The organism is Spirosoma humi (assembly GCF_054776575.1).
Genome location: NZ_BAAHBR010000017.1, coordinates 314,168 through 336,247, shown reverse-complemented (window position 1 = coordinate 336,247; position 22,080 = coordinate 314,168). Strand labels below are relative to the sequence as shown.

Genomic DNA, 22,080 nt, shown 5'->3' with positions numbered 1-22,080 from the left:
GCGAAAGCAGACAAAAAGGCTACTGAGGATGACCAAACCCCTACAGCCGACTTCGAGAACCTGACCATGCTTGTGCCTTTTTTCTCCGGATAGTCAAACATAGTTGACCAAAAAAGGTAATTTTAGTCCCTTTATTGGTCAAGAACCACTTATTCGTTCGACCAGACGACGGGTGTGCAGGCTGGCAGTCAGCCCACCCGTGCGGATTGGCCACCACGCTTCCCTTGTTCCTGATGCGCATCCTGATTGTTCATAATATTCTCTGGGCTCACTACAAATCCAGTGTTTTTCAAGCCTTACAACACCTTACTGATCAGCAACCAGCCATCAGCCTTACTGTTTTACAAATCGCCCGTAACGAGAAATCCAGGGCTAAATTAGAAATTGCCCCCGCGAACGGGCATGCTCCAGCCTATACGTACAACTACGAACTTCTGTTCGATCGCTTTGTGGAAGAGGTTACTCTGCGCGAGCGATTCAAGGCACTCTTGACACGCGCCCGCGCAGACAAGCCTGATGTCATCATCCTTACGGGCTACTATGACCTCGCTCAGGTGTTTCTGTTGGGATGGGCCAGGCGGAAGGGCATCCGGGTAATCATGCAAAACGAGAGTACGGCGGCCGATCATGAGCGGGGCGGCTGGAAAGAGCACATCAAACGCTGGATTTTCAGTCAGTGCGATGGTTTCTTCTGTTTCGGCACGCAGTCGGCCAACTACCTGATTCAACTGGGCGTCAGCCCGGAAAAAATTCTGCTGCGTAAAAACGCGGTTGACAACAATACCCTTCAGATCGCTTATGAACGCGCGTTGGTCAACCGGACGCAGGAGCAGGCCCGGCTTGGGTTACGACCCAAAAACGTCGTATTTGTGGGCCGGTTTATTGCCTTCAAGAACTTACCCACTCTTCTGCGCGCGTTTTCTGAGGCCCTGCACCAATCCCCCCATTCGGCCGAATGGGGCCTGATTTTGTTGGGCGAAGGCCCTGACCATGACGCACTAACGCACCAGATCGACACCCTGCCCGTAGCGGATCAGGTAAAGCTGATGCCGAGCCGCCCCTGGTATCAGGTTCCTGATCTGTTGGCCCTGAGTGATGTGCTGGTCTTGCCCAGCCTGTCGGAACCGTGGGGACTGGTCGTCAACGAAGCGATGGCCTGCGGCCTGCCCGTTATTGTATCAGACCGTTGCGGCTGTGCTTCTGATTTGGTTCGGGAAGGTGAAAACGGTTTCGTCTTCGATCCTCAAAACCAGTCCCAGCTCACGGCCCTTCTCCTTCGATTTATGAATAATGAACTGAATTTGGCGGCTATGCAGGCGGCCTCGAAAAAGATTATCGCGCCCTACTCGCCCGAAGCCGTAGCCAACGATATGCTCGATGGCATTCAGAAAGTGATGCACTCCTGAGCCGCTGTAAACCAAATCCCATGACCTCAGAAGTTCCGTTAAATAAAGGCTTTCCAGAAAATGAAGGAAAAGGAAATAGGTTTATTCAGATTACCGTATGTTTATCACTTGATTTAACAAAAATTAGGTATAGTAACATAAAGCCCCCCTACTCTGTAAGGAGGCTTTATTATTTAAACTTAGTAATGGACCCCGCTACGTTAACGTCGCTTCTCTTTCCCTCAAAAACAGAAGTAGTTGACAATATCCCGTCATTCACCAGCGACGATCAACTTATTTCACTTCTTTTTGGTTCTTAATAAGGTGGGGCGTCTGCAGTCGCCACGTATATCCATTTTCAATCTACCTAGCCACCTCTTTCCGAAAATACCTTACCTGTTCAGGTAGGTTAACCTCACACGAATAAAACCAAAGAATGGAGACATTTAGTAAAAAAGAAAAAGAGAAGGCTAGACAAAAAAAGAGAAAAGATAAAGAAGAAAAACGAGAAGATCGGAAAGCCAATGCCGTTAAAGGCCTGGGCCTTGACGACATGATGGCGTATGTGGATGAGAACGGAAACATTTCGTCGACTCCTCCTGACCCCAGAAAAAAGAAACGCATTGATCAGGAAGATATCCAGATCGGCGTTGCTAAACAGGAACCGACCGACCCGCAGGATCTGATCAGACAGGGGGTGGTTACCTTCTTCAATGATTCGAAAGGGTACGGTTTCATCAAAGATCTTCAGTCGCAGGAAAGTATTTTCGTGCACGTCAATGGCTTGAAAGATCCTATAAAAGAACACGATAAAGTGTCATTTACCATTGAAATGACGCCCAAAGGTCAAAGTGCTGTTGGGGTAGCCAAACAGGTTGCGTAGATTTTTTGACTTATTCCAAGGGGTCTTTGTCTATCAATGACACTAATTGGCAAGAAACGGGGTTGTCTGGATAGACATGTACCAATACGGTCGCATGAACCCATTATTATCCCCTAGGTTATGAGCCAACAGACGTACACTTCCATCCCCCCAACTACTGATAGCGTCTACTGGATGCTCAAATCGTCGGATGGCAAAACAAGCATCTTTGTACCCCGCGATAAAGAGCTTGACCGGAAGTTAAAGGTGAAGTTTCAGGCCGAAGTGGCAGCCAGAACATCCGTGAAGCGGAAGCGATAAGGGACGGACTTAGTGACTTATTTGGTTGAAATACCGCAGCCCGGCTCCACATGCCGGGCTTTTTTTATTCAGTTTTGTGTTGGCAGCCTGTTTACAACACTAGGTTGAAACCCATGAAAACGATCCTGCTTGTAGAAGACGACCGACGTATTGCCCAGAACATAAGCCGTGGCCTGACCGATGAAGGGTACACCATCACCACGGCATACGATGGGCTCGAAGGCAGACAACTGGCGCGCGCCCATGCCTTCGATTTACTTATTCTGGATATAAATCTGCCGGGCCTGAACGGGTATAATTTGTGCCGCGAGGTACGGGCTGAAAACCCTTATTTGCCCGTACTGATGCTGACAGCTCTCGGTGAAATAGAAGATAAAGTAACCGGACTGGGCGTTGGGGCGGATGACTACCTGGTGAAACCATTTGATTTTCGGGAGCTTCTGGCTCGGGTGGCCGCCTGTCTGCGCCGGGCTGATTTACGCACGGAGCCCGCTGATTCCGAAGACATTATTGCCGTAGCCAATTTGACCCTGAATCGTACCACGCGGGAGGTATTCCGGGATCAGACCGTGATTGAGCTGACCACCAAAGAATTTGTGCTGCTGGAATACCTCATGCAACACACGGGCCGGGCCATATCGCGGCTCGAACTGACCGAACACGTTTGGCGCATCCCGTTCGACACCGGCACAAACGTGGTGGAGGTTTACGTAAACTACCTGCGTAAAAAAATAGACCGCGATTTTTCACCCAAACTTATCCACACCCGCTCCGGCTATGGGTACGTTCTGAAAGAAGAAGAGGCATGACGATTCGCAACCGCATATCGGGCCAGTTTACGTTAATCGTCGCGTCAATTCTGATCGGGTTTTCGTTGCTGATCTACCTGGTTTCAGCTACTTACCGGCGGGAAGAGTTTTACGAACGACTCAAGAGTAAAGCCCGAACCACGGTCCGGTTTCTGGTCGAAGTGAAAGAGGTTGACCAGGATCTGCTCCGGATCATCGACCGAAATACCCTGACGGCCATGATCGACGAAAAAGTTTTGATTCTGGATGACAACAACAAGCTGGTTTACAGCAGCGTCGACGACTACCCCGTTCGTTACAAGCCTGATCTGCTCGACGCCGTTCGCCGGGAGCGGGAAATTGAGACAACCAATGGCGAAAATGAACTGGTCGGCATTCTGTACGAAGCCAACGGAAAACGCCTGGTCGTGCTGGCGTCGGCCTACGACCGATTCGGGCAAAGCAAACTGGAAAACCTGTACCTGACACTCGTCTGGGGCTTGCTGGGCGGCATCGGTCTAACGATCGGGCTTGGCTTCTTCTTTGCCGGGCAGTCGCTGCAGCCCATTGGTAACATTAACCGACAGGTACAAACCATTACGGCCCGTAACCTGCGCCAACGGCTCGACGAAGGCTCCCGACAGGATGAGATCGACCAGTTGGCCGTTAATTTTAATGCCGTCCTACAGCGGCTCGAGCAGGCGTTTGAGCAGCAGCGGAGCTTCGTATCGCATGCATCGCATGAGCTTCGAACCCCATTGGCTGCGCTCAAGTCTGAAATTCAGTTGGGTCTTCGCCGACCGCTTTCGGTGGAGCGTCATACCGAAATTCTACAAAACCTGCTTTCCGACACAGATCGGCTGATCGCTCTGTCCAACAGCCTCCTGTTGCTGGCCCGTACGCTCGAAAACCTGGAAGCCGTAACCATGACCTCGGTCCGGCTGGACGATGTGTTCTTTACGGCTCAGGAAGAACTGCTCACCGCCCATCCCCAGTACGCGGTGTCGTTTCAGTACGATCAGGTTCCTGACACCGAAACGGAAATGGTCGTGCTGGGCAACGAATCACTACTGGTTCGGGTCGTGCTGAACCTACTCGACAATGCCTGTAAATATGCCGCCGACCAACGGGCCAGCGTACGCATCGGGACAACGGCCCAACAGGTTTGGCTCAGCGTGGCCGATGCGGGTATTGGGCTGAGCATCGATGAGCAACGCCATATTTTTGAACCCTTTTACCGGGCACCGGGTGCCGTCCGCTTCGACGGATTCGGCATTGGGCTAGCCGTCTGCCAGCGCATTATGGAACTACACAATGGCCAGATCAACGTAGAGAGCGAGCCCGGCGCAGGAAGTACGTTCACGATACGACTACCCCGGTCTTAGCACCGATTAATGAAATCTAATTTTTTTCTAATCGTTTAAAATCGGTCGTCCTGATTAGTCTGAGCAATTTTGTGGTTGATATCAACACAACCATCCGTAATGCGTTCCTGGCTTTTTCTTTTATTTCTTCTTCTCGCTGGTCAGGTCAGAGCGCAGGATTCTCTGCGACTCACCCGACAACAGGCCGACAGCCTGTTTATAAAACATAACCTCCTGCTACTGGCCGAACGATTCCAGATCGATATTGGTCAGGCGCAGATTATACAGGCTGGCCTACGCGACAACCCCACCGCCAGCGTAGAGATCAGCACCTACAACAATCAGACAAACCGAGTGCTGGATGTGGGGCGCGGGGGCCAGAAGACCATAGCCATTCAGCAATTATTATACACCGCCGGCAAGCGCAACAAACGGATTGCCCTGGCCACCGAAGCGGCTCACCTGACCGAACTCGAACTGCTTGATCTGCTACGAAGCCTCCGGTTCGAATTGCGCAGTCGGTTCTACGCCATTTACTTTCAGCAGCAAACGCTGGCTCGCTACGACCGGCAGATTGCCACCATACAAACGACCGTTACGGCTTACGAGCGCGAATATGATCGCAACAATGTATCCCTGCGGGAGCTGCTTCGGCTCAAAGCCCTGCTGTTTCAACTGAGCAACGACCGAACCGAAATCCGGTTTCAGGTCGCCGAAGACCAGCGAACTATCCGGACGTTATTATCCACGGACCAGCCAATACGGCCCATTGTTCGCAACGAAGCCCTGACCCGCTACCATATTCCGTTGCAACCTGAAGATTCGCTTCGACAACTGGCATTACGCAATCGGCCCGACTTACTGGCGGCCCAGTCGTTGAGTAAACAGGCCGAATTGAATTATACGCTGCAGAAAGCACTGGCCAAACCCGACCTGCGCGTGGGTGGCAGCTACGACCAGAATGGTAGCTACATCCCCAACTACGTAGGGCTGTCGGTGGGTATGGATCTGCCGGTATTTAACCGAAACCAGGGTGCCATTCGGGCCGCCCGCAGCCAGGTCGCTTATCAGAGCCAGCTTCAAAAACAGCGGGCCGTGCAAATAACGAACGAGGTATCGACAGCGCTACAGAAAGTCAGGGATGTAGAGCAAATGGTTCAGTCGGTGGAAGGACGCTTTACCGACCAGTTCGAGTTGCTCAACCAGGGCGTCGTGACAAGCTTCCAGAAAGGGAATATCTCCTTGCTGGAGTTCGTCGATCTGATCGAAACCTACAATGAGAGCGTTCGACAGCTCAACCGCCTGAAAGCCGACCGTGTCAACGCGTATGAGGAGCTCAACTACCTCCTCGGCGACGACTTATTCAACTAATAACACTTCCCGTTTTTACCGATCATGAACGCTACGCTAGTTATGCGCTCCCTCATTCTTTTTTGTCTGGCAGGTCTTACGTATCTGTTGCCGGCCTGTAACCCTAAACCCGCCCCTCAGGAGGCCACGGCGTTTATGCTGTCGGATACGATGCTGCGTAAAATTCAGATCGACACCGCCAAAATTCAGCCATTACGCAGTGAATTGACGCTCGTCGGGCGCATTATAGCCGATGAAAACCGGGTCATTGAGGTATTTCCGCTGGTTGGTGGGAACGTCGAAAGCGTAAACGTAGAACTTGGCGATTACGTCCGGAAAGGGCAAACACTGGCCACCATACGGTCGGGGGAAGTTGCTGATTTCGAACGCCAGAACACCCAGGCCGAAGCGGATTTATTACTGGCCGAAAAGAACCTTCGGGTAGCGCAGGACCTGTTCGAGAGCAAACTCAACTCCCAGCGTGAAGTCATTGCCGCCCAGAAAGAAGTGGAACGAGCGCAGGCCGAAGTGAACCGGATCAAAGAAGTCTACCGAATTTATGGCGTCAGTAAATCATCGACCTACATCGTCAAAGCACCCATCGCGGGCTACATCATCCAGAAAAACGTAAATCAGGGAACGCAGCTCCGGTCGGATAATGCCAATAGCCTGTTTACGGTTGGGCAGATCAGCGACGTATGGGTACTCGCCAATGTCAACGAAAGCGATATTGGCCGGGTGAAGCCCGGCATGACGGCCGACATGCAGACGCTGGCGTATCCCGATGAGCTGTTTCGGGGAAAAGTCGACAAGCTTTATACCGTGCTCGACCCCGGCACCAAGGCCATGACGGTACGCATCCGGCTCCCAAATCCGGGTCTGAAATTACGTCCCGAAATGCACGCGACCGTAACCATTCGCTACGAAGACGGCGGGCAAATGGCTACGGTACCCGCCGGATCGGTCATTTTTGACAAATCCAGGCACTATGTCATGGTGTTCCGCAGCCGCACCGACATTGAAACCCGCGAAGTAACGCTGCTAAAATCCCTGGGCGACGTGGCGTATATCCGCACCGGTATCAAACCGGGCGAACGGGTCATCGCCAAAAATCAGCTTTTGGTGTACGATGCGCTGAATGACTAACCCACCCATCCAACTCAGCTATGAATGCTTTCATCCGTAACGTAGTTGGTTTTTCGTTGAAGAACCGCTTTTTCATCTTTTTCATGACCATCGGCCTTATCATTGCCGGTGTTGCCAGTTACCTCACTACGCCCCTCGAAGCCTTTCCCGATGTCACAAACACCCAGATTATTGTTGTAACGGAATGGAAGGGTCGCTCGGCCGAAGAAATCGAGCGCTTTGTCACCGCGCCCATCGAGATTGGCATGAACTCCGTGCAGCGCAAATCCAGCGTTCGCTCCGTCACCATGTTCGGGCTGAGTGTCATCAAAATTATTTTTGATGACGACGTCGACGATTTTTTTGCCCGGCAGCAGGTCAATAACCAACTCCGGTCCGTATCGCTGCCTGAAGGCGTCGGTCCGGAGGTGCAGCCTCCGTACGGCCCTACCGGCGAAATTTTCCGGTTTACGCTCAAATCGCCCAACCGCGACAGTCGCGAACTGCTGACGCTCCACAACTGGGTCATCGACCGCCAGCTCCGTAGTGTACCGGGTGTGGCCGATGTGGTCGCCTTCGGTGGACGGGAAAAAAGCTACGAAATTCGGGTCAATCCGACCCAGCTCGCCAAGTACGACATCACGCCCCTGGAAGTTTACCAGGCCGTAACCCGCAGCAACATCAATGTGGGGGGCGACGTGATCGAGCGAAACGGGCAGGCCTACGTTGTGCGGGGCATTGGCCTGCTGACGTCGATTGCCGATATTGAAAACCTGATCGTTGAAGATTTAGGCGGAAATCCGGTACTCGTCAAAAACGTGGCCGAAGTGGCCGAATCGAATCTGCCGCGCGTTGGGCAGGTAGGGCTCAATACCGACGACGATGTTGTCGAAGGCATTGTCGTTATGCGCAAAAATGAGAACCCCAGTGAGGTACTGGAACGGGTAAAAGCCAAGATCGAGGATCTGAATACCCGCGTGCTGCCCTCCGATGTCAAGATGGTTACTTTTTATGACCGCGACGACCTGATCTCGTTCTGCACCCGAACGGTACTGCATAACCTGACCGAAGGGATCGTTTTGGTAACGGTCGTCGTGTTTTTGTTCATGGCCGACTGGCGCACAACCATCATTGTCTCGATTGTCATTCCGCTGGCCCTGCTGTTTGCCTTTATGTGTCTCAAGTTGCGAGGCATGTCGGCCAACCTGCTCTCTATGGGTGCCGTCGATTTTGGCATCATTGTCGACGGGGCGGTGGTCATGGTCGAAGGTATTTTTGTGGCGCTCGACCACCAGGCGCATCGCGTCGGCATGACTAAATTTAACAAAATGGCCAAGTGGGGGCTGATCAAAAAAACCGGCGGTGAGCTGGGCAAAGCCGTTTTTTTCTCTAAACTGATCATTATCACCGCGCTGCTGCCCATTTTCTCGTTCCAGAAAGTGGAAGGAAAAATGTTTTCTCCACTGGCCTGGACGCTGGGCTTTGCCCTGCTGGGCGCGCTGCTGTTCACCCTGACGCTCGTTCCCGTTTTGTGTTCAATCCTCCTTAAAAAGGATGTTAAGGAAAAGAACAATCCACTGGTCAATTTCTTCGACCGAACCGTCATGGCGGGTTTTACCTGGTGTTTTTCCCGTCGGCGGCTGAGTTTATTCGCCAGCATCGCCTTCATGGCTGCCACCTTCTTCTCTTCGACGCTGTTAGGCTCGGAATTTCTGCCGACCCTCAACGAAGGGGCGCTGTGGGTAACGGCCGAAATGCCAATGAGCATGTCGCTGCCCGAAAGTATCAAGATGGCGCATTCGATCCGGGAAGATCTTCAGAAGTTTCCGGAAGTAAAGCAGATTCTCTCGCAAACGGGTCGCTCTAACGACGGCACCGATCCTAACGGGTTCTATTTCTGTCAGTTTCAGGTCGATCTTCAGCCCAAAACAACCTGGAAGCGTACCATTACGGTCGATGGCCTGATCGAGGAAATGGACACAAAGCTGAAGAGCTACCAGGGCATTAATTACAACTATTCGCAACCCATCATCGACAATGTAGCCGAGGCCGTAGCGGGTTTCAAGGCCAGCAACGGAATCAAGATCTTTGGCAGCGACCTCGACGAACTCGAGAAGTATGCCAACCGGGTAACGGCGGCCATACGCGATGTGCCGGGGGTGAAAGACGTGGGGGTGCTGCGGAACATTGGCCAGCCGGAAATCAGCGTGCTGTTTGATGACCGGAAGATGGCGCTGTACGGCGTGACGACGGCTGATGCCCAGTCCGTTATCGAGATGGCGATTGGCGGTAAAACGGCGTCTGTCTTATACGAAGGCGAACGCAAATTCGACATTCGGGTTCGCTACGGCGAAGATTACCGGCGCACCGGCGATGACATCATGCGGCTGATGGTTCCGACCCTGCGCGGGGATAAGATACCGCTGCGCGAAATTGCCACCTTGCGGGAAGTGACGGGACCGGCCTTCGTCTATCGCGACAATAACAAACGGTTTGTTGGGGTGAAATTCTCGGTGCGGGAGCGCGACCTCGGCAGTACCGTTGCCGAGGCCCAGCAACGGGTCGATAAAGCCATCAATGATCTGCCCAAAGGCTATAGCATCAGTTGGACGGGCGAGTTCGAAAACCAGGTTCGGGCCACGGGCCGTTTGGGGCAGGTTGTTCCTATCAGTCTGGCAACAATTTTCGTGATCCTGTTTGTTCTGTTCGGAAGTGCCAAAGATGCGGGGCTGGTGCTGCTGAATGTTCCGTTCGCGCTCATTGGTGGCATTCTGGCGTTGCATGTCACCGGCATGAACTTTGGCATTTCGGCAGGCGTGGGTTTCATTGCCCTGTTCGGCATCTGTGTGCAGAACGGCGTCATTCTGATCTCGGTGTTTAACAACAACCGTAAGGCCCGGATGCCGCTCGACGAAGCCATACGAGAAGGTGTCCGATCCCGGATTCGGCCCGTGGTCATGACGGCACTCATGGCGGCCATCGGCTTGTTACCGGCGGCTGTTTCGACAGGCATTGGCTCCGAAACCCAGAAACCGCTGGCCATCGTTGTCATTGGCGGGCTTATTACAGCTACGATTCTCACGCTGCTTATCTTCCCCATTATTTACCGGATATTCAATCGGAAGCATCACGCGCTAACTATTTGACGGATCGATAAAGGTAAACAACAGAACGCCCATCTATAGCCATTGCTGTAGATGGGCGTTCTGTTGTTTACTTACGCTGGGCAGTCATTCAACTACGATTTTCAACGATTGACAACATAAATTCTATCCGGTTTTTAGCGCAGGTTATTTTTGAGCTTTCTCAGATAAGTATACTCCATTTTTTCTTTAAGCGACGTGTTTAACTTTTCCTTGCGCGCAAGCCTATGACGACTAACCTTTACCCTAACCCTACTCCACTGATTACCCTGCCTACCGGCGCACTGAAAATGTACGTACGGTCCAGCGGGCAACATGACTTTCCGATATCAGACCTCATGTTTTTACAGGCTACCGGCAATTACAGCTGGCTTCACTGGAAAGATGGTCAACGTATACTGATGCCGCGCACCTTAAAATATTACGTACCTCAGTTGCCGAATAACTGGTTTGTGCGCCTGCACCGTAACTGCATTGTTAACCTTCATTATATCGATCGGATGGAACGCATCGAGCCGGATAAGGGGGGATTTGTTCACTTACGGTCGGGCGTTGTTCTACCCGTGTCGCGTCGCCGTTGGTTTGCCGTCAGAAAGCTGTTTGCAAAGCATGTTCTGTCTAATTAACCCATGCAATTTACTGGGGTCGCGCCGTAGCCCGGCCCCGGTAATCCACTCAAATGCGTTGAATCAGCTCGGCCACTTTGTGTACCTCCCGGCCCATGATGTGATCGACTATAGCCCGGGCATGTTCCCGGCCATTTTCGATAAACACCTTCTCCGTATAGATGCCGGCCATAACCGTACCGCATACGTACAGGCCCGGCACGGTCGTTTCGAAGTTTTCCTTGTTATACGTGGGTACCTGCGTAACCGGATCGAGTTCGATACCGCACCGACGCAACAGGTCCGCATCGGGAATGTAGCCCGTTAAGACCAGGACAAAATCGGCGGCAAGTTCGGTTTCTTCGCCCGTTTTCAGGTTGTTGATGGTGACAGATTTCTCGCTGATCTGCGTCACCGACGCGTTGAAGGCTGTTTTTATCTTCCCTTCTTTCACCCGGTTTTTCACATCAGGAACCAGCCAGTATTTTACCGTACTCCGGAAATCATCGCCCCGGTGTACGACCGTTATGTTCACATCGTGCCGGTATAGCTCCAAAGCCGCTTCGACCGCCGAATTCGACCCGCCAATGATCACCACATTGGTAAACGAATATTTGAAAGGCTCGTCGTAGTAATGAGAGACATGCGGCAGGTTTTCGCCGGGAATATTGAGCCAGCGGGGCCGGGTGAAGTAACCCGTTGCCATGATGACTTTGCGTGCCCGGAAGTGGTCATTCGCCGTCGTTGTGACGATAAACTCATTGCCTTCTTTCCGCACGGCCCAGACTTCCTTGAACAGTTCAAAATTCAGGTGATAATAGGCGGCTACCTTGCGGTAATATTGAAGGGCTTCGTCACGCCCGGCTTTCACATCCGAAATGGCAAAGGGAAGCCCGCCAATTTCAATATTTTCGGCGGTTGAGAAGAACCGCATCCGGCGCGGGTATTGCCGGATCGACTCGGTCAGGCTACCCATCTCCAGAATCAAATGACTCAAACCAGCTTTAGCCGCTTCAATGCCAGCCGCCAGCCCGCAGGGGCCTCCGCCAACAATAATGACATCGTATGTTTGCATATAGTGCTCAATAAAGCGCGATTATTCGTAAGCGTGTGCCCAAACACAACGCATCTCATTAACAAGCAAAAAGTCCCCAAAGGTTGCGTTACTCAGGTCTTTTGCGTGATTATAAGCCAATAATGTTCGCGAATTTAGGCAGCAGGTTTACCCGTGGCGAGCGGTTTTGTACCTATATTTACTAGACGTTCGTCATCCTTGTGGAAAATAAAGCCGATACATTATTCTTATCATTCGAAAGTGAGGAAGTTACCTTCTTCGCCGATTTGATCTTACCTATCCCTGTTCCCAAACTATTTACCTACCGGGTTCCTCGTGGGATGGCGGAAGTTATTAAAATTGGTGCCCGCGTTATCGTTCCCTTCGGAAAAAGGAATGGGCGTGTGCTCACGGCTATTGTTGCCAAACTCCACCATACGCCACCCACTGGTTATCAGGCCCGTTACATCAATGAAATACTGGATGAATATCCACTGACTACCGGCTACCAGTTGGAGCTTTTCAAGTGGATTTCGGAATACTACATGTGCTGTATCGGTGAGGTCATGAACGTTGCCTTACCGTCAGGACTAAAAATTTCGAGCCAGTCGAAGGTGCAGTTCAATCCCGATTTCGATTACCCTGAGCTACTTACCGAGTTCGAGACAACGTTGCTTACCGAGTTAAAAAAACACCCGGCCTTATCGTACGAAGAACTCGAACGGCTCCTAGGCGAAGGCAGTAACGTAGCCGCCCTGATCAAGTCATTGGTGGGCAAAAAAGCCATTATTGTCTTTGAAGAAGTGCGGGAAAAGTACGTCCCGAAAATGATTCGGAAGGTTCGCCTGCACCGCACCTACGAAGAACGGGAGCAACTGCTGGTCCTGCTGCAACGGCTCGAAAAACTGCCCAAACAGCAGGAGGTCGTAATGCGCTACCTGAGCCACGTTCCGATGCAGCGCACGCCCGCGCTCAACCAGAAGGGACTCGATAAAACGATTCTGAACCAGGATGACGAACTCTCGCAGTCATCCCTGACGACACTGATCAAAAATCAGGTGTTCGAAACGTTTGAGGTTATCCAGCCGCGTTTTGCCGATAACGACGCCGGAACGCCCCAGGCAGAAATCAAATTGACGGATGCCCAGCGGGCTGCTTCGACCCAGATCATGAGCCAGTTCGATAGCCAGAACATCGTACTGCTCCACGGCATTACCGGCAGTGGCAAGACCGAGGTATATATCGACCTTATTCAGCAGGCCCTGGCCAGCGGATCGCAAGTGCTGTACCTGCTCCCCGAAATTGCGCTGACGACCCAGATCGTGGTTCGTCTGCAGCGCGTTTTCGGCGATAAAATGGGCATTTACCACTCCAAATTCTCGGATAACGAGCGGGTTGAAGTCTGGAAAGGCGTTGTGTCCGGTCAATACCAGTTTGTGGTTGGGGTGCGGTCGGCGGTCTTTCTGCCCTTCGACAACCTGGGCCTGATCATCGTTGATGAAGAACACGAAACCAGCTACAAGCAGCACGACCCGGCTCCCCGCTACCACGCCCGCGATGTGGCCATCATGCTGGCCCACTGGCAGCAGGCCAAAGTCCTGCTTGGCTCGGCAACCCCCTCACTGGAAACTTACTACCAGGCCAAACAGGGGCGTTATGGGCTGGTTGAACTCTTTCAGCGGTTTGGCGCGGCCACACTGCCCAATATCGTCCTGGTCAACGTGCAGCAGGAGAAAAAGCAAAAGACGATGAAAAATGAGTTTTCATCGGCGTTGCTGGGGGCGCTGGAAGCCAATATGGAGCGGAAAGAACAAAGCATTCTTTTTCAGAACCGCCGGGGGTATTCACCTTATATGCAGTGCGAAGACTGCGACTGGACGGCCGAGTGTCCCAACTGCGCCGTTAGCCTGACCTATCACCAGCGCGACGCGGAACTGCGCTGCCATTACTGCGGCCATAAAGAAGGCGTGCCACGCACCTGCCCTACCTGCGGATCGACGAAGGTGAAAACCATTGGCTTCGGGACGGAAAAGCTGGAAGACCAACTACAGATTTTCTTCCCGCAGTCGCGGGTATTGCGCATGGACCTGGATACGACGCGGGCCAAAAATGCGTACCAGCAAATTATTCAGGAATTTGAAGGGGGACAAGTCGATATCCTGGTCGGTACGCAGATGATAACCAAAGGTCTCGACTTCGATAACGTTAGTTTAGTGGGTATTTTCGATGCCGACCGGCTTATTCACTTCCCCGACTTTCGCGCTACGGAACGGGCGTTTCAAATGATTACGCAGGTAAGCGGGCGAGCCGGTCGACGGGCAGGGCGCCAGGGAACGGTACTCATCCAGACCAGTAATCCGCAGCAGCCGGTTCTACAAAAGGTAATCGAAAATGATTATAAAGGCCTTTACGAGGAAGAGCTTCAGGAGCGACAGAATTTCAATTACCCCCCCTTCTGCCGCCTGATCAAACTAACCGTCCGGCATACAGACCGGGCCATTAGTCAACAGGCAGCCAGCCGACTGGCCACCGAACTAACGGATGCGTTGGGAGGAAGCCGCGTTTTAGGGCCTGAAGAACCACTGGTGGAACGAATTCGGAATCAGTTTTTATACGATATCCTGATTAAGATCGAGCGGGATAAAGTCAATATGAAAGCGGTGAAGACATTCATTCAGGACCGTATCAACGACATTCTGACCGACAAGGGTTTGCGGCAAGTCAGCATCGTGACGGACGTGGACTGTTTGTAGACCGTTACCGTATTTTATCCCGAAAAATCAAGATTCGAATAAAGAAGCCGCTTGCTTGACGCAGCAAAATCAACGGGGTCGTACAATACCCACACTCGTTGTGGAGACACTCGGGTGGAGGGAGGCTATATTATAGAATTTCTAGTTGCTCAAAAACGGGAATAAGCATCTTTCCTTTCTCGGACAAGGAATATTCGATATGCAGGGGCTTGGCCTTTATCACCACTTTGTCCAGATAACCTTCATCCACGAGTTCTTTCAAGCTGGTAGCCAGCGACTGTTTATTAGCCCCTTCCACTTGGCGCAGTAATGCACCAAAACGTAATGGCCCATCCAGCGCCAGCTTGAAAAGCTGAGGCTTCCACTTTCCGGAAAGTATTTTCAACAGCTCTTCAGCCGGGCAACGGTTTTCACTTTTTTGTTTTTTTTCCATAGTCAACTTTTTTTGACTAATTGACTCATCCGTATACACTGCCCAACTTTGCTGCCAAGTTACTCATTTAACACGACGGCAACTGGACGATCAGTCTTTACTAAAATGGAGATTCCGAATGCCCGGATCAACAATTTATTTCGTAGAGAAATAGAGTAGTCGTTTCCAAAGTGAACAGCGCAAAAGTAAGACAAACGGAAAAATTGTAAGGCAACACGGGTCGCTGGCAGGTGAATGCAGGACTCCATCAACTAAAATCAAAATGGACAATCAAACTCAAAATCCGCTTTTGTGCGATATAGAAACCGGGATGTGTGAACTCCCTGATTCAACATCGGCGTCACCCATGCAGGTCGTTTCAGCGGTTGAAAAGCCCGTTAAACTTATTTACTATACCGACCCGATCTGTTCGTCGTGTTGGGGCATTGAACCCCAATTGCGCAGGCTAAAACTCGAATATGGTCATTCCCTGGAAATAGACTACCGAATGGGAGGGTTACTTCCCGACTGGAGCTACAACAGCGGTGGCATTAGTAAACCATCGGATGTGGCTCATCATTGGGATGACGTGAGCCGTCATTACGACATGCCCATTGACGGAGACGTATGGCTGGAAGATCCGCTTAATTCCTCTTACCCGCCTTCCATTGCCGTCAAGGCCGCCCAGATGCAGAGCCCAGAGAAAGCGGTCTACTTTCTGCGGAAAATTCGGGAGATGGTTTTCCTGCAAAAGAAGAACATTACCAAATGGGAGCACCTGGAAGAGGCCGCCCAATGGGTTGGGTTAGACATTGCCAGACTGAAAACAGACTACGAAGGGGAGGCTCAAACCCTATTTGCAGACGACCTACAACTTGGGCAGAAACTAAGTGTACGGGGGTTTCCATCCATGTTTTTCGGCGATGAATCGGGTAAGCAGGAATTTGTTTACGGGTCCAAACCTTACAGCGTATACGAGAATGCGCTCAAAAAGATTGACGATTCGGTTCAGAAGAACGAGATTGACACGCAGTGGCAGCGTTTATTTGCTCACTACCCTTCACTGACCGCCCGTGAGTTTTCGGAACTGTCGGGTGTTCCGCGACAAGACAGCGAAGCCTATTTGCAGAGCCTGACTGAACAGGGACACTTGTCCAGCATCCGAACGAAGAATGGCGACTTATGGCTACGTGAGCAGACCAGAGAGGCCATACAAAACGTCATCTGACAATTTTTCCTTGAGGGGGTCAACGTCTGAACACAACCACGTACCGTTCGCCCATACGGTGTCGACTACCAGCGGATGGCCTGACAATCGGTTGATCGGATCACAATTTTATGCGTCACCACGCCCGCATTAAAGCCATTTGGTAACGAAGTCGGGCAAGGCATCTCGTAAAATTTACACAAATACCACCGTTTATCAGACCATCCGGTTATTTTTGCACTGGCTATTGGCCAATTTTGCCCAATTTTTTTCCGCCCCTCATGTCTAAGAAAACCAAGATCGTGGCTACTGTTGGCCCCGCTTCCGAAACAAAAGAGCAACTACTGGCCTTAGCCAAAGCAGGAGTAAACGTATTCCGGCTCAATTTTTCCCACGGCACCCACGAAGATCACCTGATGCGGCTCAACCGCATTCGCGAACTGAACGCAGAGCATAACCTCAACCTCTGTATACTGCAGGATTTACAAGGGCCTAAAATCCGGATTGGTAACGTTGAAAATAAAGATGGCGTATTGATCGAAGCGGGTCAGGAACTGGTCTTCACCAACGACGATATCATTGGAACATCCCAGCGCGTGAGTACCCCGTATAAAGATATGTATCGCGATGTGCATACCGGCGAACGCATCCTGATGGACGACGGTAAACTGGAAGTGAGGGTACTCCGGACAGAAGGCACCGATGTCGTTACGGAAGTCGTGTATGGCGGCTCCATGAAATCGAAGAAAGGCGTGAACCTGCCGAACACGAAGGTATCCATGCCTGCGGTTACGGAGAAGGACTGGGCCGATCTGGAATTTGGTCTGGAACATGATGCCGAGTGGATCGCGCTGTCGTTCGTCCGCGAAGCATCCGAAATTCTCGAGATCAAGGAATACATTCGGTCGAGAGGGAAAAAAAGCCGGGTTATCGCAAAAATCGAAAAGCCGGAAGCCATTCAGAACATCGACGAAATCATTGCCGCTACGGATGGCTTAATGGTGGCCCGGGGTGACCTTGGCGTTGAATTGCCCGCCGAAGAGGTACCCATGATTCAGAAAATGCTGGTGGAAAAGTGCAACCGGGCAGCAAAACCGGTTATTGTAGCCACGCAGATGCTCGAAAGCATGATTGATTCCCCCCGGCCAACCCGCGCGGAGATCAACGACATTGCCAACTCGGTGATGGACGGCGCCGATGCCGTTATGCTAAGCGCCGAAACCGCATCGGGAAAATACCCAACGCTGGCCGTCGAAAGCATGGCCAACACCATTCTACAGGTTGAAACCTCTACGGATAAGATCTATTATCGCTACCACGCGCAGGTTAACGAGCACCCAAGCGAAAACGCCATCAACGACAATGTAGTGATGAGTGCCTGCCGACTGGCGCGTGACACGAAAGCAAAAGCCATTATCGGGATCACGAATTCCGGTTATACGGCCGTTCGCCTGTCGCACCACCGCCCGAAAGCCGACTTGTTTGTCTTCTCCAACGACGCCCAACTGCGCAATACCTTGGGGCTGTACTGGGGGGTTCAGGTGCTGCCTTACGAGCCAGATCTGAATCTGACCATCGATCAGACGGTTGAAGGTATCAAGCAGACGCTTGTTAGCCAGAAACGTCTGTCCTCGGGCGATATTTTCATCAATACGCTCAGCATGCCGCTCACGCAGGCCCGTCGTACCAACACGGTCAAACTGAGTACGGTCGATTAACATCAGGGTAAGCGATCGCTTACCCTCTATAGGACACTAAAAAGCCGCGAAACCAAGGGTCATCGCGGCTTTTCTGTTCTCACTGAAAATGAAGATTTTTATTCGTCTTACCTGATTACCTAACCCGGTACGACAAGGTATGTTTAAGCTTTTTACGCTTTTGTCGTCTGCTTTTCTTCAGCAACAGGCGCTTCGGTAGCGGGCGCTTCGTCATCGGCTGCCGCAGTTGCTTCTGGTGCAGCTTCGGCAGGCTCTTCAGCGGTGGCAAATACATCAGGAGCAAACTGCCGCAGAATACCGTACCAGATAATGAGTTTCTTGATGTCGGTAGGGCGAACACGGTCGCGATCATAAGCCGGCACAACCGATGCCATAAACTCGGCTAACTCTTCGTTCGACCCTTTTGGATCGACCAGTAAGGTCTCACCATATTTTGAGTTAATTTCGGTCAATACGGCGCTCAATGGCATCGATTGCTCCTCATTATCATCTACGTAAATCGAAATATCACTCAGAACGGATACACGAGCTGTTGGGCCCATCATCGTTTTTGCCTTCTTTTCATCCAAAGACTCAACGATAACACCCGCCCGACCGGGTTTCAAAATTCGGTAGAGGCCGCTGTAGCCAGCTACATTGGCAATTTGTTTTAATGCTTCCATAGAGATATAAATTGGTAACGTGTGTTCTACTGCGTGTATTGTCTTTTTAAGGATAAAAGCCCGAAAGGTTACTTAGTCCGCTCGTCACCTTATTGGCAAATTAGGCTCTTCCTTCGTTATTTTTTGTATCCTTCGTTCAACGGTCGAATAAACGAAAGAAGGTCTTCGCGTCCGGCGGCTGTAACAGCGGAGGTAACAAAAAACTGCGGAGCCTCCTCCCATTCTTCCAGCAGTTTTGTACGGTAATTGGCCAGCGTAGTCTGTAATTTGCTTGCGTTTAGTTTTTCTGTTTTCGTAAATACAATGACAAAAGGCAGTCCCCGATCACCCAGATTAGCCATAAAGTCGAGATCTATCTTCTGCGGCTCAATGCGGGCATCGACCAGTACGAAGATGCACAACAGATTCGGGCGGCTCGTCAGGTAGCCATCGATTAAGGCGGCAAACTTCTCCCGCTCGGCTTTACTTACCTGCGCGTAACCATAACCGGGAAGGTCGACCAGATACCACTCATTGTCGATGAGGAAGTGATTAATCAACTGAGTTTTACCGGGTTTGCCCGAAATTTTGGCCAACGAAGACCGGCTCGTCAGCATATTAATCAGCGACGATTTGCCAACATTCGAACGGCCAATAAAGGCATACTCGGGCCGGTCGGGTTTGGGACAGAGGGCCGGGTCGGAGTTACTGACGAGGAATTCGGCTTGCTTAACAGGCATAGTATGATGGACTAAAACGGCCGCAAAGTTCGGAAAGATTAAGGAGAATGGCACGTGATTTGCAATTTGCCGTTCTATCCATTAATTATGTTCTCTAAAAGGGCGCGCCAGCAGAAACGAAAGTTGCCGGTTCGTTCGTTATCATCCCGAAAACCATAAAGACCGCCGGTTCTCCGGTTCGACTATGAAAAAAGTTATTTGGCTACTGGCGATTCTGCTGGTGGGAGTCCACTCGTTATCGACTCAGGCTGCCCTCAATCCACCAAAAGTGCATCGCACAAACGATAGCAAGCGTGTGTTGAGCGACGATGCTGCAGGCATTCAGTTTACAGAGGCTTCCTGGAAAGAAATTTTAAAGAAGGCGAAAGCCGAGAAAAAGGTAATTTTCCTGGATGCCTACGCTAGCTGGTGCGGCCCCTGCAAACTGCTCCAGAAAAACGTATTCACCAAAAAAGCCGTTGGTGACTTCTACAACGAGAAGTTTATCAACGTTAAAATGGACATGGAAAAAGGCGAAGGTCCAGCCTTGTCACAGGTGTATCCGCTGGAAGCCTACCCTACCCTGCTGTTTATTGACGGTAACGGAAAAATATTGAAAAAGGTCCTGGGTCTTCAAACACCCGAAAATCTGATTGCCATTGGCAAAAGCGTGAAGCAGTAAAGTCGGACATGCCCTGGCATCGAGCCGGTTTTATAAGTACTGTGAGGTCGGTTTTTCGAAACCGACCTCTTTTGTTTTGCCCATCTTATTTCTTGCCCATACACACGCCAACGTCAAACTACCAACAACAGTCCCCGCCAACAAAATCTGGCTTGTCAACGACCCGTTGCTGGCCACCATCACCAGGACATTAATGCTTGCTTGGATGGCGGCATAAAGGGCCGACACCCGCAGATGCGGCCAACGCTCCTGGTGAACCAGCAACTGAAAAAGATGCAGTCGATGCCCTTGAAAGATGTTTTGCCGCAAATACAATCGATGGAGCATGGTCGTTCCTGCATCGACGCCGTAAACCGCCAGGAATAAGATGGGCAGGTAGGTATCACTCCGGTTTATCGTCTCCAGAAGACCATACAAGACAGTAAAACCCATCGTGATACTGCCCACATCGCCCGCAAAGCATATGGCCTGCCGTCGAGCGTTGACGTAACTGAAAATGAGCAGCGCAATACACAGACAGGGAAATAGAGAATCGGCGCCTTCTGGCCGTTGGGCCTGCCAGAGCCAGAGGGTTACCACCGTAACCAGGCTGTAAAAGGCCGTCATCCCATTGATGCCATCCATAAAATTATAGCTGTTCACCATGCCGACGCCCAGCACCAGTAACCCGGCCACAACATACCAACTAGTATACGCGTCTCGCTCCTGCATCAACAGTAAGCCTACGGCGAGCCCGTGAATACCCAGACGGTAACGTTTGGAAACCGGCGAGACATCATCCCAAAAGCTGACGATCATGACCGCCGTTAGCCCCAATCCAAGATACAACCGGTTGGCTTCACCAGACCCGATAGCCACTAGAGCCGCCGGATAAAATAGAAAGCCCCCCGCCCGAACGATCGTTTGGGTTTGGTGAGCACTCCGCTCATTGGGTCTGTCGAACAACCCAATCGAACGCGCGAACAGGATGTAAAGCGCTTCGGCACCGATCAGAAAAAGAGCTAAGGCTACATAGTGGAGTAAGCTCATCGGAATAAGTCAAGTACCAGTCGTGGACGCCAGTTAAGCTGCTGGCGAGCCGGTTCGTCGGAGAAGGTCAGCGTACTCGTTAGTTTCCGTAGCGTAATCGAGTCAACTGGGAACCATCGACTACCAACGGCATTGATCCCATCGCCAAGACGAGCAATGGGGTTGACCAGCGACAGGGGAACGGCTGGAATTGGTTTCTTCCGGCCAAGCTTTCGGGCAATTGCCTCTTCCAGTTCGCGAACGGTCGGATGATAACCATCGGTCAGATTAAACGTACCACCCACGTTGGCTGCCCGGGTAATTACAGCCGCTACATCGTCGGCCCTAACCATACTTCGACGCGCCAATCCGTTGCCAATCCGAACATAATACCCCCGCCGAATAGCGCTTTCCAGCGTAGCCAGATTCCCGTTTAGCGGCTCCGCAACAACCAGCGGTAAGCGCAGAATGGCCAGCCTGACGCCCGTTCGATGCGCCCATTCCTGCAGCAGCATTTCGGCGTCAGCTTTGCTGGCTCCATAGGGATCGGTAGCCAGACGTGGCGTCGTTTCCCGAAGCCCTTGTCCCGAGGAGCAGCCATATACCAGTACTGTACTAAGGTAAACGAGGGCTATCGGCAGAACGGGTTGTTTCTCCAAGGCGCTCAGCAAATGCCGGGTACCCTGCACATTAACATGCTGGTATTCGGCGCGCTCGGCAACGGTACGGGGCGTGGCATTGGCTTTCCCGGCCGCGTGAATAACCAGGTCGAACCGGCTGACCGGTAACTGAGGCACCTGTGCGGCCAAATCGCACTGGATATGCCGGGGACTGCAGGGCGTTCGGCCTAGCGTAGTAATCGAATGCTCCGTTACTAACTGCTGATAAATTCGACTCCCCAGAAAACCGGATGCACCCGTCACTAAAATAGTCATGCCGTGGC

General features: G+C 51.7%; 19 protein-coding genes. 13 read left to right on the top strand and 6 right to left on the bottom strand.

All coding sequences use genetic code 11. From position 1 onward, the window contains the following. Positions 1 to 233 precede the first annotated feature (233 nt). From ACYU8Y_RS23595 to ACYU8Y_RS23555, 9 genes are all read left to right on the top strand, one after another. Positions 234 to 1,406 (top strand): glycosyltransferase, encoded by a 1,173-nt coding sequence (locus ACYU8Y_RS23595; RefSeq protein ID WP_460940607.1) that lies wholly within the window; start codon positions 234 to 236, stop codon positions 1,404 to 1,406. A 415-nt stretch (positions 1,407 to 1,821) separates the two neighbouring features. Next, positions 1,822 to 2,268: a cold-shock protein gene (locus tag ACYU8Y_RS23590; RefSeq protein WP_460940606.1), complete on the top strand. Its 447-nt coding sequence runs from the start codon at positions 1,822 to 1,824 to the stop codon at positions 2,266 to 2,268. Positions 2,269 to 2,388: 120 nt separating this feature from the next. Continuing rightward, positions 2,389 to 2,568 (top strand): hypothetical protein, encoded by a 180-nt coding sequence (locus tag ACYU8Y_RS23585; protein ID WP_460940605.1) that lies wholly within the window; start codon positions 2,389 to 2,391, stop codon positions 2,566 to 2,568. A 113-nt stretch (positions 2,569 to 2,681) separates the two neighbouring features. Further along, on the top strand, positions 2,682 to 3,377 hold the full coding sequence (locus ACYU8Y_RS23580; RefSeq protein ID WP_460940604.1) for a response regulator transcription factor: 696 nt from the start codon (positions 2,682 to 2,684) through the stop codon (positions 3,375 to 3,377). Continuing rightward, entirely contained in the window at positions 3,374 to 4,741 is a 1,368-nt protein-coding gene (locus tag ACYU8Y_RS23575) for a sensor histidine kinase (RefSeq protein ID WP_460940603.1), read from the top strand. Before ACYU8Y_RS23580 ends, ACYU8Y_RS23575 begins: the two co-directional genes overlap by 4 nt. A gap of 99 nt (positions 4,742 to 4,840) precedes the next feature. Continuing rightward, positions 4,841 to 6,091, top strand: a complete 1,251-nt coding sequence (locus tag ACYU8Y_RS23570) for a TolC family protein (protein ID WP_460940602.1) — start codon at positions 4,841 to 4,843, stop codon at positions 6,089 to 6,091. A gap of 42 nt (positions 6,092 to 6,133) precedes the next feature. Then, on the top strand, positions 6,134 to 7,216 hold the full coding sequence (locus ACYU8Y_RS23565) for an efflux RND transporter periplasmic adaptor subunit (RefSeq protein ID WP_460941207.1): 1,083 nt from the start codon (positions 6,134 to 6,136) through the stop codon (positions 7,214 to 7,216). 20 nt (positions 7,217 to 7,236) lie between these two features. Next, the gene (locus tag ACYU8Y_RS23560; RefSeq protein WP_460940601.1) at positions 7,237 to 10,341 is read left to right on the top strand and encodes an efflux RND transporter permease subunit; all 3,105 of its coding nucleotides are present in this window, start codon (positions 7,237 to 7,239) and stop codon (positions 10,339 to 10,341) included. A 224-nt stretch (positions 10,342 to 10,565) separates the two neighbouring features. Further along, a complete protein-coding gene (locus tag ACYU8Y_RS23555) occupies positions 10,566 to 10,964 on the top strand; it encodes a LytR/AlgR family response regulator transcription factor (RefSeq protein ID WP_460940600.1) in 399 nt (132 codons plus the stop codon). A 49-nt stretch (positions 10,965 to 11,013) separates the two neighbouring features. Here ACYU8Y_RS23555 and ACYU8Y_RS23550 read toward each other — a convergent pair whose 3' ends face one another. Next, complete coding sequence (locus ACYU8Y_RS23550) at positions 11,014 to 12,018, bottom strand: YpdA family putative bacillithiol disulfide reductase (protein ID WP_460940599.1); 1,005 nt, start codon at positions 12,016 to 12,018, stop codon at positions 11,014 to 11,016. 200 nt (positions 12,019 to 12,218) lie between these two features. Between ACYU8Y_RS23550 and priA the strand changes: the two genes are divergently transcribed. Further along, positions 12,219 to 14,750, top strand: coding sequence for a replication restart helicase PriA (gene priA / locus ACYU8Y_RS23545; RefSeq protein ID WP_460940598.1), 2,532 nt, complete (start codon positions 12,219 to 12,221; stop codon positions 14,748 to 14,750). Positions 14,751 to 14,880: 130 nt separating this feature from the next. Here the strand turns inward: priA and ACYU8Y_RS23540 are convergent, their stop codons facing one another. Next, positions 14,881 to 15,183, bottom strand: coding sequence for a winged helix-turn-helix transcriptional regulator (locus tag ACYU8Y_RS23540; protein ID WP_460940597.1), 303 nt, complete (start codon positions 15,181 to 15,183; stop codon positions 14,881 to 14,883). Positions 15,184 to 15,445: 262 nt separating this feature from the next. Between ACYU8Y_RS23540 and ACYU8Y_RS23535 the strand changes: the two genes are divergently transcribed. After that, entirely contained in the window at positions 15,446 to 16,390 is a 945-nt protein-coding gene (locus tag ACYU8Y_RS23535) for a ClpXP adapter SpxH family protein (protein ID WP_460940596.1), read from the top strand. Between the two features lie 260 nt (positions 16,391 to 16,650). After that, positions 16,651 to 18,087 (top strand): pyruvate kinase, encoded by a 1,437-nt coding sequence (gene pyk, locus ACYU8Y_RS23530; protein WP_460940595.1) that lies wholly within the window; start codon positions 16,651 to 16,653, stop codon positions 18,085 to 18,087. Positions 18,088 to 18,239: 152 nt separating this feature from the next. Here pyk and ACYU8Y_RS23525 read toward each other — a convergent pair whose 3' ends face one another. Further along, complete coding sequence (locus tag ACYU8Y_RS23525; RefSeq protein WP_460940594.1) at positions 18,240 to 18,749, bottom strand: DUF5606 family protein; 510 nt, start codon at positions 18,747 to 18,749, stop codon at positions 18,240 to 18,242. Between the two features lie 116 nt (positions 18,750 to 18,865). Beyond that, positions 18,866 to 19,468 (bottom strand): ribosome biogenesis GTP-binding protein YihA/YsxC, encoded by a 603-nt coding sequence (gene yihA, locus ACYU8Y_RS23520; RefSeq protein ID WP_460940593.1) that lies wholly within the window; start codon positions 19,466 to 19,468, stop codon positions 18,866 to 18,868. Positions 19,469 to 19,652: 184 nt separating this feature from the next. Between yihA and ACYU8Y_RS23515 the strand changes: the two genes are divergently transcribed. Beyond that, positions 19,653 to 20,129: a thioredoxin family protein gene (locus ACYU8Y_RS23515; protein ID WP_460940592.1), complete on the top strand. Its 477-nt coding sequence runs from the start codon at positions 19,653 to 19,655 to the stop codon at positions 20,127 to 20,129. Positions 20,130 to 20,159: 30 nt separating this feature from the next. Here the strand turns inward: ACYU8Y_RS23515 and ACYU8Y_RS23510 are convergent, their stop codons facing one another. Then, positions 20,160 to 21,158, bottom strand: a complete 999-nt coding sequence (locus tag ACYU8Y_RS23510; RefSeq protein ID WP_460940591.1) for an MraY family glycosyltransferase — start codon at positions 21,156 to 21,158, stop codon at positions 20,160 to 20,162. After that, on the bottom strand, positions 21,155 to 22,072 hold the full coding sequence (locus tag ACYU8Y_RS23505; RefSeq protein WP_460940590.1) for an NAD-dependent epimerase/dehydratase family protein: 918 nt from the start codon (positions 22,070 to 22,072) through the stop codon (positions 21,155 to 21,157). The genes ACYU8Y_RS23510 and ACYU8Y_RS23505 overlap by 4 nt, the downstream gene beginning before the upstream one ends. Between the last annotated feature and the right edge of the window lie 8 nt (positions 22,073 to 22,080).

Bases quoted from the DNA above. Each gene is read 5' to 3' on its own strand.
- ACYU8Y_RS23570 (WP_460940602.1), top strand. From the start codon at position 4,841: ATGCGTTCCTGGCTTTTTCTTTTATTTCTTCTTCTCGCTGGTCAGGTC.
- ACYU8Y_RS23555 (WP_460940600.1), top strand. From the start codon at position 10,566: ATGACGACTAACCTTTACCCTAACCCTACTCCACTGATTACCCTGCCT.
- ACYU8Y_RS23550 (WP_460940599.1), bottom strand. From the start codon at position 12,018: ATGCAAACATACGATGTCATTATTGTTGGCGGAGGCCCCTGCGGGCTG.
- ACYU8Y_RS23575 (WP_460940603.1), top strand. From the start codon at position 3,374: ATGACGATTCGCAACCGCATATCGGGCCAGTTTACGTTAATCGTCGCG.
- yihA (WP_460940593.1), bottom strand. From the start codon at position 19,468: ATGCCTGTTAAGCAAGCCGAATTCCTCGTCAGTAACTCCGACCCGGCC.
- ACYU8Y_RS23505 (WP_460940590.1), bottom strand. From the start codon at position 22,072: ATGACTATTTTAGTGACGGGTGCATCCGGTTTTCTGGGGAGTCGAATT.
- ACYU8Y_RS23590 (WP_460940606.1), top strand. From the start codon at position 1,822: ATGGAGACATTTAGTAAAAAAGAAAAAGAGAAGGCTAGACAAAAAAAG.
- ACYU8Y_RS23515 (WP_460940592.1), top strand. From the start codon at position 19,653: ATGAAAAAAGTTATTTGGCTACTGGCGATTCTGCTGGTGGGAGTCCAC.
- ACYU8Y_RS23585 (WP_460940605.1), top strand. From the start codon at position 2,389: ATGAGCCAACAGACGTACACTTCCATCCCCCCAACTACTGATAGCGTC.
- ACYU8Y_RS23580 (WP_460940604.1), top strand. From the start codon at position 2,682: ATGAAAACGATCCTGCTTGTAGAAGACGACCGACGTATTGCCCAGAAC.
- pyk (WP_460940595.1), top strand. From the start codon at position 16,651: ATGTCTAAGAAAACCAAGATCGTGGCTACTGTTGGCCCCGCTTCCGAA.
- ACYU8Y_RS23525 (WP_460940594.1), bottom strand. From the start codon at position 18,749: ATGGAAGCATTAAAACAAATTGCCAATGTAGCTGGCTACAGCGGCCTC.
- ACYU8Y_RS23540 (WP_460940597.1), bottom strand. From the start codon at position 15,183: ATGGAAAAAAAACAAAAAAGTGAAAACCGTTGCCCGGCTGAAGAGCTG.
- ACYU8Y_RS23560 (WP_460940601.1), top strand. From the start codon at position 7,237: ATGAATGCTTTCATCCGTAACGTAGTTGGTTTTTCGTTGAAGAACCGC.
- ACYU8Y_RS23535 (WP_460940596.1), top strand. From the start codon at position 15,446: ATGGACAATCAAACTCAAAATCCGCTTTTGTGCGATATAGAAACCGGG.
- ACYU8Y_RS23510 (WP_460940591.1), bottom strand. From the start codon at position 21,158: ATGAGCTTACTCCACTATGTAGCCTTAGCTCTTTTTCTGATCGGTGCC.
- ACYU8Y_RS23565 (WP_460941207.1), top strand. From the start codon at position 6,134: ATGCGCTCCCTCATTCTTTTTTGTCTGGCAGGTCTTACGTATCTGTTG.
- ACYU8Y_RS23595 (WP_460940607.1), top strand. From the start codon at position 234: ATGCGCATCCTGATTGTTCATAATATTCTCTGGGCTCACTACAAATCC.